The organism is Pseudomonas kribbensis (genome assembly GCF_003352185.1).
GTDB classification, from domain to species: domain Bacteria; phylum Pseudomonadota; class Gammaproteobacteria; order Pseudomonadales; family Pseudomonadaceae; genus Aquipseudomonas; species Aquipseudomonas kribbensis.
On sequence record NZ_CP029608.1, the window covers coordinates 218,767 to 231,566 of the forward strand.

A 12,800-nucleotide genomic window follows, 5' to 3' on the forward strand; every position below is an offset into this window, starting at 1 on the left:
GAACGCCGTGGCAGTCGATCATCGCATGCTGCCACCGCCGATTCCTCCCGCTTAATCCTTGAACCACGCCGCCCGATGAGCGGTGAATGAGGACTGTAATGAGCAAGACTAACGCTGACTTGATGGCCCGCCGTACCGCCGCTGTTCCACGTGGTGTTGGCCAGATTCACCCGATCTTCGCCGAGTCCGCGAAGAACGCGACCGTGACCGACGTTGAAGGTCGCGAGTTCATCGACTTCGCCGGCGGTATCGCCGTACTGAACACCGGCCACGTGCACCCGAAAATCATCGCTGCCGTGACCGAACAGCTGAACAAGCTGACTCACACCTGCTTCCAGGTACTGGCCTACGAGCCGTACGTTGAGCTGTGCGAAAAAATCAACGCTCGCGTACCGGGCGACTTCGCCAAGAAAACCCTGCTGGTGACCACCGGTTCCGAAGCGGTTGAAAACGCCGTGAAGATCGCCCGTGCTGCCACTGGCCGCGCTGGCGTGATCGCTTTCACCGGCGCTTACCACGGTCGCACCATGATGACCCTGGGCCTGACCGGTAAAGTCGTGCCTTACTCGGCCGGCATGGGTCTGATGCCAGGCGGCATCTTCCGCGCGCTGTACCCGAACGAATTGCACGGCGTGAGCATCGACGACTCGATCGCTTCCATCGAACGCATCTTCAAGAACGACGCCGAGCCGAAAGACATCGCCGCGATCATCATCGAGCCTGTTCAGGGTGAAGGTGGTTTCTACGTCGCGCCGAAAGAATTCATGAAGCGTCTGCGTGCCCTGTGCGACCAGCACGGCATCCTGCTGATCGCTGACGAAGTGCAGACCGGCGCTGGCCGTACCGGCACTTTCTTCGCCATGGAACAGATGGGCGTTGCTGCCGACCTGACCACCTTCGCCAAATCCATCGCTGGCGGCTTCCCGCTGGCCGGTGTCTGCGGCAAGGCCGAATACATGGACGCCATCGCTCCAGGCGGCCTGGGCGGCACCTACGCCGGTAGCCCGATCGCTTGCGCCGCGGCCCTGGCCGTGATGGAAGTGTTCGAAGAAGAAAAACTGCTGGATCGCTGCAAGGCTGTCGGCGAGCGTCTGGTTACCGGCCTGAAGGCCATCCAGGCCAAGTACCCGGTGATCGGCGAAGTCCGTGCCCTGGGCGCGATGATCGCGGTCGAGCTGTTCGAAAACGGCGACAGCCACAAGCCAAACCCGACTGCCGTAGCAGCGGTGGTGGCCAAGGCACGCGACAAGGGCCTGATCCTGCTGTCCTGCGGCACCTACGGCAACGTTCTGCGCGTACTGGTTCCGCTGACCTCGCCGGACGAGCAACTGGACAAAGGTCTGGCGATCATCGAAGAGTGCTTCTCGGAGCTGTAATGCCGGGCACTGTGTGATCGGATCGACAAAAAACCCGCTTCGGCGGGTTTTTTTACGCTTGCTGAAACACATACCCCGCATTCGAGCTGTATCGAAGCGCCAGCATTGGCTAAGGTTCAAGCATTGCTAGGGAGGGCGAGCATGACTGCCGTCGAATTACCCGCTGTACCCCGAGTCCTGATTGCCGAGGCCGACCCTTGGTCTCGTGACCTGCTCAAACAGGTTTTGCTCAACGTGCGCTGCGATGCGCGGCTGGATCTGTGCGCCGATGGCCAGGAGGCGATGTCTCTGCTCGGCGAAGTCCCCTATGACCTGGCGATCGTCGACTGGGAGTTGCCCGGCGTCGACGGTTTGAACGTGTTGCGCAGTGTGCGCCAGCGCAAACGCAATCCGCCGTTGCCGTTCATTCTGATGAGCAGCCGCAACGACAGCGCCAGCGTGCGCGAAGCCCTGCCACTGGCACCCACGGCCTATCTGGCCAAACCCCTGAACATGGAAAGCCTGACCGAGCGTTTGCAGGGGCTGCTGCTCAATGCCGGCCAGGAAGTATTCTGCGAAGTGCCCGCACTGGCGCCGGGCATGACCCTGTCGGTGTTCCTCGAGCGCCGTCGCGAGCAGGCTGACGGCGCGCCGTTGATGACCGACGTGCAAGTGGCGGTCAAACGCAGCCTCCACCCCAACGGGCTGGATCTGAAGCTGCTGGAAGAAGAAATCCGCACCGACCCGCAGATCACTGCGGTGTTGATCGCAGCGGCCAACAGCGCCGCTCAGCACCACGGCGCGGCGGTGCAGACCCTGGCCCAGGCGCTGCATCGCCTGGGCACCGGGCAAAGCATGAACCTGATTCTTGGCCTGGCCCTCAAGCGCAGCGCCAGACTCAGCGATCCATGCCTGGCGGACTACGCCGAGCGCTATTGGGGCCTGTCGCTGCACACCGCCGAGTACGCCCGCACCCTGGCGCGTCTGCTCGATCTGGATCAGGAGCGCTGTTACTGCGCCGGGATGCTCCATCGTCTCGGCGATCTTGCATTGCTGCGTTGTTTGCAGGAGTGGAAGCAGGCCGGCGGCGAGCTGGATGAACTGGAGGAAGTCGGCGATGCGCTGGCGGAATTCGGTGCGGCGTATGGCTCGGCGTTGCGTACTCGCTGGCGTTTGCCGCTGGAGTTGCGCGAGCTGATTGCCTCGGTCTACCAGCTCGGTGGCGGGGTGTATTCCCGCGAGGCGCTGGTGATGAACATGGCGGCGCAGATGGCGCGGCTGACCGAGCACGAGGGCGTCGAGGAGTTAGCGAAGAGCCGCACGGCACGGCTGCTCAAGATCGGCTTGCCGGAGCTGATGCGGATGCGCAAATAGCGCTTGTCCCGCATCAGCGCGGTGTTCAGGCCGAGATGATCCGGTTCTTGCCCTGACGCTTGGCCTCGTACATCGCCGCATCGGCCCGGGCGAACAGGCTGTCGAGGCTTTCGTCTTCCGGGGTGAGGCTGGTCAGGCCCTGGCTGACGGTGATGCCGAACGTCTGTTCGCCGTGGCTGAAGCTCAATCTCTGGATTTCCTGTTGCAGCCGCTCGGCCACCTGCATGGCCATGTCCGGCGCGCAGCCCGGAAAAACCGCAGCGAACTCTTCACCGCCAATCCGTCCGAACAGGTCTCCCCGGCGCAGCGAGGCACGCCCGCATTCGGCGATCCGTTGCAGCACATTGTCGCCCTCTGGGTGACCGTAAGTGTCGTTGATCACCTTGAAGTCATCGATGTCCAGCAGCAGAAACGCCAGTGGCGCACCCTGCAGGCGGGCCTCTTCAAACTCGCGGTTGGCGCATTCGAAGAAGTGTCGACGGTTGCTGCTCTGGGTCAGCACATCGGTGGTGGCCAGGCGTTGCAGCTCGGTTTCCATCTGTTTCTTTTCGGTGATGTCCTCGGCGATGCCGACGATGATCACCGGTTGCCCCGGTTCTTCCTGGCGGTTGATGAAGCATTTGTCGCTGATCCAGCGCACTTGGCCGTCGGCGTCGATGATCCGGTATTCGCGGTCTTCCACGGCGCCCTTGTGCAGCACTTCGGCGAGGCTGCGTTCGGCGTACTCGAGGTCGTCGGGGTAGATGCTGTCACGCCACTGGTTGTAGTCGGCCAGCAGCAGGGCGGCCGAGCGGCCGAAAATCCGTTCATAGGCGGGGCTGACGTACAGCACCTGACGTGTTTCCCAATTGAAGGCCCAAAGCACGGCGTTGACGCTGACCAGCAGCGAGCTGAACAACTGTTCGCGTTCGCTCAGGCGCGCGACTTCGCCCTGGGCGTGCATCAGTGCCATCAGGGTTTGTGCGGCCTCGGGCCACTGGGGAAGGGATGAGTCTTTTTGATTGTTGTTGACCATCGACACGGATCTCAAAGGGCGTGCCGGGAAGTCGACAACGGCCACGGGACAGCCCGCCGGGGTGGCGAAGTGTCTTTGAGATAGGGGATCGGGGGTGAAGTTCCGAAGGGTGCGCCCGGGAGCCGGGCGCACCGATCAACGGCATCAGACGGTGGCAGGACGCAGCGAGTAGGTTTTCAACTGGTCGGCGAATTCGCGCAGGGACTGGATGCCACTGGCCTCGGCCTCGTGGACCCATTCCTTGATGGCCGCGAGCATGTCGTGGCCATTTGCGCTGGTCTTGACCCAGATCTGCTGCAGGGCCAGGCGTTTCTCGTAGATTACCTTCAGCGCCTGACTGTGCTCGAGCATGTTCTGGATGCGCGCGTGATGGCGATCCTCCAGCAGGCTGGTTTCCCGCGACAGCAGGCGCTTGGCGCGGTGGAACTGGTGGCGTACCGAATGATCGACCTTGGCCAGCTCCTGCTTCACCAGCGGCCCGATCACCAGCTTGCGGTACTGGGCCATGATCTGGAAACGGTTGTTGAGGATCGCCATGGCGGTGTCCATGTCCAGGCTGCCCTTGCCTTCGACGCGGTGGGCGATCGGCGCAACGCGCTGCACCTTGGCCAGACGCAGGAAGCTGAAGACCTGGATCCAGGCCCAGCCGAGATCGAACTCCCACTTCTTGACCGACAGCTTGGCCGAGTTGGGGTAGGTGTGATGGTTGTTGTGCAGCTCTTCGCCACCGATCAGGATGCCCCACGGCACCAGATTGGTCGCGGCATCGCGGCATTCGAAATTGCGGTAGCCGATGGCATGGCCGAGGCCGTTGACCACGCCGGCCGCCCAGACCGGAATCCACATCATCTGGATCGCCCAGATGGTGATGCCGATGGTGCCGAACAGCAGCAGATCGATGACCGCCATGATCGCGATGCCCAGCAGGCGATAGCGGCTGTAGAGGTTGCGCTCGATCCAGTCTTCCGGGCAGTTCTTGCCGTAGATGCGCAGGGTCTCGGGGTTCTGCGCTTCTTCGCGGTACAGCTCGGCACCTTTGCGCAGGACCGTGGACAGGCCTTTGACGACCGGGCTGTGCGGGTCATCCTCGGTTTCGCATTTGGCGTGGTGCTTGCGGTGGATGGCGGTCCACTCACGGGTGTTCTGCGCCGTGGTCAGCCACAGCCAGAATCGGAAGAAATGCTTCAGCCCGGCATTCAGCTCCAGGGAGCGATGGGCCGAGTAGCGGTGCAAGTAGACCGTGACGGCAACGATCGTCACGTGGGTCATCACCAGGGTGACGGCGACCAGTGACCAGGCCGACAAGCCAAGAAAACCTTCGTACCACATAGGCTATAGGGCCCTCGATAGAGAAAAAACAGCCGTTGCATTATCACCAAGCACACAGATAAAACCAGTCGCCCTTTCAGATAAGAGATGGCTGGATGTTTCTTGACCTATAATCCCGACATTTTTGTAGGGACATGGACGGCCGAATGTCTGCCACATACCGCGATGCCTTGCGTGCAGCGCTGCTTTACCTGGTTCTTGCCGTTGTCTGGCTGCAAGGCATTGGCTATTTATTGAACAGTTTCTTCGATAGCTCTGATGAGTTGCTGCGTTGGCAACTGATCAACGGCTATGCCTTTGTTGTGTTCAGCGCCGGTTTGATCTTTCTCGCCCGGGCCCGCCTGTTCGAATGCCTGGGCATCGGTGCCCGGTTGCGCGAGCGTCAGGCCGATCGCGAACGCCTGCGTCAGGCCGCTGCGGTGTTCGATTGCACCCGCGAAGGCGTGCTGGTCACGGACCGGCAGGGACTGATCGTGCACGTCAATCGCGCGTTCATGGAAATCACCGGCTACCAGCGTGAGGAAGTCATTGGCCAGCAGCCCAGCCTGTTCAAATCCGGGCACCATCCTCCGGGTTTCTATCAGGCGATGTTCGCCACGCTGCAGGCGAAGGATGAATGGAGCGGTGAGATCTGGAACCGGCGCAAGAGCGGTGAAATTTATCCACAGTGGCAAACCATCCGGGTGATCCGCGACGAGGACGGTCGGCTCAGTCATTACGTCGCGGTGTTTTCCGACATCAGCGCGATCAAGGACTCCGAGCACGAGCTCAAGCACCTGGCCCACCACGATCCGCTGACCGACCTGCCCAACCGCCTGCTGTTCAGCGACCGCGCCGAACAGGCGCTGGCTTCGGCACAGACCCACAAGCGCGGCTGCGCGCTGCTGATGATCGATCTGGATCACTTCAAACTGATCAACGACAGCCTCGGCCACAACATCGGAGACCGTTTGCTCAAGTCGGTCGCCGTGCGTTTGCAGGCGCTGTTCGGATCGGGCATCACGCTGGCGCGGCTGGGTGGCGATGAATTCGCGGTACTGATGGAAAGTTGTCCACAGCCGGCGCAGGCCGCAGCCCTGGCCCAGCGTATTCTCGATGCGCTCAAGGAGCCGTTCTGCCTCGACGGCCATGAACTCTTCATCAACGCCAGCCTCGGCATCAGCCTGTTTCCCAGCGATGCCCTGAGCGCCGAACAACTGCTGCGCAACGCCGATGCGGCGTTGTTCAAGGCCAAGAGCAGCGGCCGCAACGGCTACGCGCTGTACACCGAAGAGCTCACGGCGCACGCCCAGCAACGGGTCGAGATTGCCTTCGAATTGCGTCGAGCGCTGGAGCAACAAGAACTGCGGGTCTACTACCAACCCGTGCACGATCTTAAAACCAGCCGCTTGATCGGCGTCGAGGCCTTGGTGCGATGGGAGCACCCACAGCGTGGCCTGGTGTCACCCGCGGAGTTCATCCCGATTGCCGAGCGCACCGGGATGATCTCGGAAATCGACGCCTGGGTGATGCAGCAGGCCTGCCGGCAGATGTGCCAGTGGCAGCAGGCCGGCGTGGTGCTGTCGTTTGTCGCGGTGAACGTTTCGTCGCGACTGTTCGCCCGCCGCGAGTTGTATCAACAGGTGGCGCAGGTGCTGCACGACACCGGCCTCGATCCGGCGTATCTGGAGCTGGAAGTCACCGAAAGTGCAGTCATGGATGACCCGGAAGTGGCGCTGGAGCAGATGCATCGTCTGCGCGAGCTGGGGATTCGTCTGGCCATCGATGACTTCGGCACCGGTTATTCGTCGCTGCTGCGACTCAAGCGCCTGCCGGTCCAGAAGCTGAAGATCGATCAGGGATTCGTCGCCGGCCTGCCGTGGGACGAGGACGATGCAGCCATTGTCCGGGTGATCATCGCCCTGGCCCGCAGCATGGGCATGCAGGTGCACGCCGAAGGTATCGAGCAGGCCGAGCAGGCGGCGTTCCTGCTGGAGCAGGCGTGTGATCTGGGGCAGGGCTACTGGTTCGGGCGGCCGATGCCTGAAGCACAGATCGACTGGGCCAGAGCGCCGGCAATCGGCTGAGGGATGCGCGCAGCGGGTTTGCGGACGGGCAAATCCGCCGCAAACCCTTGCTGCATCACATAATGTTTTCCAGTTATATAAACATTCTTAAATAGTCTTTTTAAGAATATCTGCGCCTCTCTTATATTGCTCCCACGCCGAACGCAGTGCCGCCCACTGCCAGGCATATCCCATACAAAGGAGCAGCACCATGAGCGCATCCCTGCGTAGCGTTGACGGTCAGGACGAAACCACCATCTTGCGTGAAATCCAGAGCGCCCTGCGCGACCTGCGTTTCGGCGCGGTGGAAATCACTGTGCACAACGCCCAAGTCGTCCAGATCGAACGCAAAGAGAAATTCCGTCTGCAGCAACCGGGCAACAAGCAGGCCTGAAGATCGCATCTGCGACAGCTCCTGCAGGGGGCCATGCGCAGGAGTTGCCGCAGGCGCGATCACTGAATGAGCAATCCGATTCCCGCAATACATAAGAAAAAGCCACCACCAAGAATTCCAGGAGCTTTCACCATGTCGTCGATTCGCCGTTACGCTCTGGCCGCCCTGGCCAGCGCTGTGTTTGCCGGTTCCGCGGTTGCCAAGGATTACGAACTGCTCAACGTTTCGTATGACCCGACCCGCGAGCTGTATCAGGATTACAACGCCGAATTCGTGAAGTACTGGCAGGCAGAGCATGCCGGCGACACCGTGAAAATCCAGCAATCCCACGGCGGTTCGGGCAAGCAGGGCCGTGCGGTGATCGACGGTTTGCGTGCCGACGTCGTGACCCTGGCCCTGGCCGGCGACATCGACGAAATCGCCAAGCTCGGCAAGACCCTGCCGGCCGATTGGCAGAAGCGTCTGCCGGACGCCAGCACTCCGTACACCTCGACCATCGTGTTCCTGGTGCGCAAGGGCAACCCGAAAGGCATCAAGGACTGGGGCGATCTGATCAAGAACGACGTTTCGGTGATCACGCCGAACCCGAAAACCTCCGGCGGTGCACGCTGGAACTTCCTCGCGGCGTGGGCCTACGGCCTGAAAGCCAACGGCGGTAACGAGGCGAAAGCCAAGGAATACGTACAGACCCTGTTCAAACACGTTCCGGTCCTGGACACCGGCGCCCGTGGCTCGACCATCACCTTCGTCAACAACGGTCAGGGCGACGTGTTGCTGGCCTGGGAAAACGAAGCCTTCCTGGCGTTGAAAGAAGACGGCGGCAAGGACAAATTCGACATCGTCGTGCCTTCGCTGTCGATCCTCGCCGAACCTCCGGTGGCCGTGGTCGACAAGAACGCCGAGAAGAAGGGCAACGAGCAGATTGCCGAAGCCTACCTCAAGCACCTGTACAGCCCGGCCGGCCAGGAAATCGCGGCGAAGAACTTCTACCGCCCGCGTGACAAGGACGTGGCCGCCAAGTACGCCCAGCAGTTCCCGAAACTGGAGCTGGTGACCATCGACAAGGATTTCGGCGGCTGGAAAACCGCGCAGCCGAAATTCTTCAACGACGGTGGCGTGTTCGACCAGATCTATCAGGCGCAGTAATCTGAAATAGGTCATAAACGAGCCCCGATTTAACCGTCGGGGCTTTGCGCGTTCTCAAACCAAGGACTTTTATGTCGCGTCGTATCTCCCCCGTCATACCCGGCTTCGGGCTGACGCTGGGCTACACCTTGGTGTACCTCAGCCTGATTGTGCTTATCCCGCTGGCGGCGATGTTCATCCACGCCTCACAGCTCACCTGGGATCAGTTCTGGACGATCATCTCCGCGCCCCGCGTGCTCGCCGCATTGAAGCTGAGCTTCGGCACTGCGCTGTGTGCCGCGATCATCAACGGCATCATCGGCACGTTGCTGGCCTGGGTGCTGGTGCGCTACACGTTCCCGGGGCGCAAGGTGATCGATGCGATGATTGATCTGCCGTTCGCCCTGCCGACCGCGGTGGCCGGTATCGCGCTGACGGCGCTGTACACGCCGACCGGGCTGGTCGGGCAGTTCGCCGCCGACCTCGGTTTCAAGATCGCTTACACCCCGCTCGGGATTACCCTGGCGCTGACCTTCGTGACCCTGCCGTTCGTGGTACGCACGGTGCAGCCGGTGCTGGCGGACATTCCCCGTGAAGTCGAAGAAGCGGCGGCGTGCCTCGGTGCGAAACCATTGCAGGTGTTCCGCCACATCCTGCTGCCGGCACTGTTGCCAGCCTGGCTGACCGGTTTTGCCCTGGCGTTTGCCCGGGGCGTCGGCGAGTACGGTTCGGTGATTTTCATCGCCGGCAACATGCCGATGAAAACCGAAATCCTGCCGCTGCTGATCATGGTCAAACTCGACCAATACGATTACACCGGCGCCACTTCCATCGGCGTGCTGATGCTGGTGGTTTCCTTCGTCCTGTTGCTGCTGATCAACTTGCTGCAGCGGCGCATCGAAACCCCATAAGGAGGCGCGAACCATGTCCCAATCGTCTATTGCGGCCGCTTCCTCGGCCAACGCCGCCCGCCGTGGCAGTGCCACTTCGCGCAGAGTGCTGATCGGTCTCGGCTGGCTGATTTTCTTCCTGTTCCTGGTGCTGCCGCTGTTTATCGTGGTGTCGCAGGGGCTGAAGAACGGCCTCGGTGCATTCTTCACCGCGATCTTCGAACCGGATGCCTTGTCGGCACTGAAACTCACGGTAATCGCCGTGCTGATTTCGGTGCCGCTGAACCTGGTGTTCGGCGTCAGCGCAGCGTGGTGCGTGAGCAAATACTCGTTCCGTGGCAAGAGCATGCTGGTGACGCTGATCGACCTGCCGTTCTCGGTGTCGCCGGTGATCGCCGGTCTGGTCTATGTGTTGATGTTCGGCGCCCAGGGCCTGTTCGGGCCGTGGCTGCAGGATCATGACATCCAGATCGTCTTCGCCCTGCCGGGCATCGTGCTGGCGACGATCTTCGTCACCGTACCGTTCGTGGCCCGTGAGCTGATCCCGCTGATGCAGGAACAAGGCACTCAGGAAGAGGAAGCCGCGCGTCTGCTCGGCGCCAACGGCTGGCAGATGTTCTGGCACGTGACCGTCCCCAACATCAAGTGGGGCCTGATCTATGGCGTGGTGCTGTGTACCGCGCGGGCCATGGGTGAGTTCGGTGCGGTGTCGGTGGTCTCCGGGCACATTCGCGGGGTGACCAACACCTTGCCGCTGCACGTCGAGATCCTCTACAACGAATACAACCACGTGGCCGCGTTCGCCGTGGCGAGCCTGTTGCTGATCCTGGCGCTCTTCATCCTGCTGCTCAAGCAGTGGAGCGAAAACCGTATCAACCGCCTGCGCGCCAGCGCCGCGGAGGAATAATTCATGTCGATCGAAGTGCGTAACGTCAGCAAGAATTTCAATGCGTTCAAGGCGCTGGACAACATCAGCCTGGACATCCACAGCGGTGAACTGGTGGCGCTGCTCGGCCCGTCCGGCTGCGGCAAGACCACTTTGCTGCGCATTATTGCCGGTCTGGAAACCCCGGATAACGGCAACATCGTGTTCCACGGCGAAGACGTGTCCGGCCATGACGTGCGGGATCGCAACGTCGGTTTCGTGTTCCAGCACTATGCCCTGTTCCGCCACATGACGGTGTTCGACAACGTCGCGTTCGGCCTGCGCATGAAGCCGAAAAACCAGCGTCCGACTGAAAGCCAGATCGCGACCAAAGTCCACGAGCTGCTGAACATGGTGCAACTGGACTGGCTGTCGGATCGTTACCCGGAGCAACTGTCCGGCGGCCAGCGTCAGCGTATCGCTTTGGCTCGCGCCCTGGCGGTAGAACCGAAAGTGCTGCTGCTCGACGAACCGTTCGGCGCCCTCGACGCCAAGGTGCGTAAAGAGCTGCGCCGCTGGCTGGCGCGCCTGCACGAAGACATCAACCTGACCTCGGTGTTCGTGACCCACGACCAGGAAGAAGCGATGGAAGTGGCCGACCGCATCGTGGTGATGAACAAGGGTGTGATCGAGCAGATCGGCTCACCGGGCGACGTCTACGAAAACCCGGCCAGCGATTTCGTCTATCACTTCCTCGGCGACTCGAACCGTCTGCATCTGGGAGATGACAACCACGTGCTGTTCCGCCCGCACGAAGTGTCGCTGTCGCGGCATGAGCTGGAGGATCACCATGCCGCTGAGGTGCGTGACATCCGGCCGCTAGGTGCGACCACGCGAGTGACGTTGAAGGTTGAAGGCCAGACGGATCTGATCGAGGCGGAAGTGGTGAAAGACCACGACAGCCTGACCGGGTTGGCCAAGGGCGAGACGTTGTTCTTCAAGCCGAAGGTCTGGCAGAAAGTCGCCAGCCTCTAAAAGCATCTTCAGCAGACTGGTTCCCACAGAAAGTTAGTGGGAGCCAGCCTGCTGGCGATTACGGTCTAGACTGTCGCACGATTCGGATTGACCCGCACCACACCCGCCCGTGCCTCGATCTGCTCTTTCAGCTCATGACGCATCCCGAGCATGAAAGCCAACTCGGCCACCACAAACAGCGGCCCGACAATCAACCCGCTCAAGTCATCGACGAACGCCGGTTTGCGCCCTTCATAGTGGTGCCCGACAAACTGGATCACCCAGCCAATCACAAACATCGCCAGGCCGCTGCTCAGCCAGACCATGGTGCTTTGCTGTGCCAAAGCATGCCCGGCCCAGACGGAAAGCCCCATCAGCACCGTCATCAACACACCGAGTTTCACTTCCAGTCGTAGGTAAAACCACGCCGAAGCCAGCGCCAAGATAACGGCAGGCGAAATCCACAATCCGCCTACCGACCATTCCGGCCGCGACAACAGCACGGCCACCGCCACCACAATCAGCGGAATCCCGATAAAGTGGCTGGCGATGTTGCGCGGGTCACGGTGGTAAGCGGCGTATTGACTCAAATGATCGACGAGGCTTTTCATTGTTGTTCCTCCTGTAGGGTGATCGAATCATGCCCCGGGTAAACGGTTCGCTCTGTCAGGCAGGCGACAATCTTTAGGAGAACGCATGGATAAGGTCTGGCGCGAGCGCCTGCTGACCGGGCAATGGTTCAGTCATCTGCCTTCGTCCTTTCAGGATAGTCTGCTGGCGGCGGCCAAGGAGCGGCGGCTGGCGGCGGGGCAGCGGCTGTTCCAGCGCGGCGATGCGCCATGCGGGTTGTACGCGGTGCTCGACGGCGCAGTGCGCATCGGTGCGGTCAGCGAGCAGGGCAAGGAGGCATTGCTGAGCCTGGTGGAGGCGCCACACTGGTTCGGCGAAATCTGCCTGTTCGATGGCCAGCCCCGCACCCATGACGCTTACGCTGTCGGCCCGTGTCTGTTGCTGAATATTCCGCAAGCCACACTGCTTAAACTGCTCGACGAACACCCCGTTTACTGGCGGCATCTGGCCTTGCTGATGAGCCACAAACTGCGTCTGACCTTCATCAACCTTGAACAGCTGAGCCTGCTGCCGGCCCCGGCGCGTCTGGCTCATCGCTTGCTGATGATCGCCGAAGGCTACGGCGAACTCGATCCGCCACGCCGGGTGCTGCAACTGCCTCAGGAGCAACTGGCATCGATGCTGTCGCTGTCGCGGCAGACCACCAACCAGATCCTCAAGGAGTTGCAGGGGCAGAGGATTATCGGCTTGAGTTATGGCGAGATCGAAATCCTCGACGCCGCGCGATTGCGCGCGCTGGCGACACTCTGATCGCTACCGATCAA

Annotated in this window: 12 protein-coding genes; 9 read left to right on the forward strand and 3 right to left on the reverse strand. The window is 61.4% G+C overall.

Going from position 1 to position 12,800, the window contains the following annotated elements:
• The first annotated feature begins 98 nt into the window (after positions 1-98).
• Positions 99-1,376, forward strand: coding sequence for a 4-aminobutyrate--2-oxoglutarate transaminase (gene gabT, locus DLD99_RS00955; RefSeq protein ID WP_085684283.1), 1,278 nt, complete (start codon positions 99-101; stop codon positions 1,374-1,376).
• 141 nt (positions 1,377-1,517) lie between these two features.
• Entirely contained in the window at positions 1,518-2,729 is a 1,212-nt protein-coding gene (locus tag DLD99_RS00960; protein WP_114880967.1) for a response regulator, read from the forward strand.
• A gap of 25 nt (positions 2,730-2,754) precedes the next feature.
• Here DLD99_RS00960 and DLD99_RS00965 read toward each other — a convergent pair whose 3' ends face one another.
• Together DLD99_RS00965 and desA are read right to left on the reverse strand one after the other, a co-directional pair.
• Positions 2,755-3,744, reverse strand: coding sequence for a GGDEF domain-containing protein (locus DLD99_RS00965; RefSeq protein WP_114880968.1), 990 nt, complete (start codon positions 3,742-3,744; stop codon positions 2,755-2,757).
• A gap of 144 nt (positions 3,745-3,888) precedes the next feature.
• Entirely contained in the window at positions 3,889-5,073 is a 1,185-nt protein-coding gene (gene desA / locus DLD99_RS00970) for a delta-9 fatty acid desaturase DesA (protein WP_114880969.1), read from the reverse strand.
• 146 nt (positions 5,074-5,219) lie between these two features.
• Between desA and dibA the strand changes: the two genes are divergently transcribed.
• The 6 genes from dibA (at position 5,220) to DLD99_RS01000 (ending at position 11,427) form a co-directional block, all read left to right on the forward strand.
• On the forward strand, positions 5,220-7,139 hold the full coding sequence (dibA, locus tag DLD99_RS00975; RefSeq protein WP_114880970.1) for a phosphodiesterase DibA: 1,920 nt from the start codon (positions 5,220-5,222) through the stop codon (positions 7,137-7,139).
• A 190-nt stretch (positions 7,140-7,329) separates the two neighbouring features.
• On the forward strand, positions 7,330-7,512 hold the full coding sequence (oscA, locus tag DLD99_RS00980; protein WP_085712654.1) for a sulfur starvation response protein OscA: 183 nt from the start codon (positions 7,330-7,332) through the stop codon (positions 7,510-7,512).
• Between the two features lie 132 nt (positions 7,513-7,644).
• Positions 7,645-8,658 (forward strand): sulfate ABC transporter substrate-binding protein, encoded by a 1,014-nt coding sequence (locus tag DLD99_RS00985; RefSeq protein ID WP_065257482.1) that lies wholly within the window; start codon positions 7,645-7,647, stop codon positions 8,656-8,658.
• A gap of 71 nt (positions 8,659-8,729) precedes the next feature.
• The gene (gene cysT, locus DLD99_RS00990) at positions 8,730-9,548 is read left to right on the forward strand and encodes a sulfate ABC transporter permease subunit CysT (RefSeq protein WP_085712655.1); all 819 of its coding nucleotides are present in this window, start codon (positions 8,730-8,732) and stop codon (positions 9,546-9,548) included.
• 13 nt (positions 9,549-9,561) lie between these two features.
• Complete coding sequence (gene cysW / locus DLD99_RS00995; RefSeq protein WP_003220512.1) at positions 9,562-10,434, forward strand: sulfate ABC transporter permease subunit CysW; 873 nt, start codon at positions 9,562-9,564, stop codon at positions 10,432-10,434.
• 3 nt (positions 10,435-10,437) lie between these two features.
• Positions 10,438-11,427, forward strand: a complete 990-nt coding sequence (locus DLD99_RS01000) for a sulfate/molybdate ABC transporter ATP-binding protein (RefSeq protein WP_114880971.1) — start codon at positions 10,438-10,440, stop codon at positions 11,425-11,427.
• A 65-nt stretch (positions 11,428-11,492) separates the two neighbouring features.
• Here DLD99_RS01000 and DLD99_RS01005 read toward each other — a convergent pair whose 3' ends face one another.
• Positions 11,493-12,017: an Mpo1 family 2-hydroxy fatty acid dioxygenase gene (locus tag DLD99_RS01005; RefSeq protein ID WP_114880972.1), complete on the reverse strand. Its 525-nt coding sequence runs from the start codon at positions 12,015-12,017 to the stop codon at positions 11,493-11,495.
• Positions 12,018-12,102: 85 nt separating this feature from the next.
• Here DLD99_RS01005 and DLD99_RS01010 point away from each other — a divergent pair, with 85 nt between their 5' ends.
• Positions 12,103-12,786 (forward strand): Crp/Fnr family transcriptional regulator, encoded by a 684-nt coding sequence (locus DLD99_RS01010; protein WP_114880973.1) that lies wholly within the window; start codon positions 12,103-12,105, stop codon positions 12,784-12,786.
• Positions 12,787-12,800 lie beyond the last annotated feature (14 nt).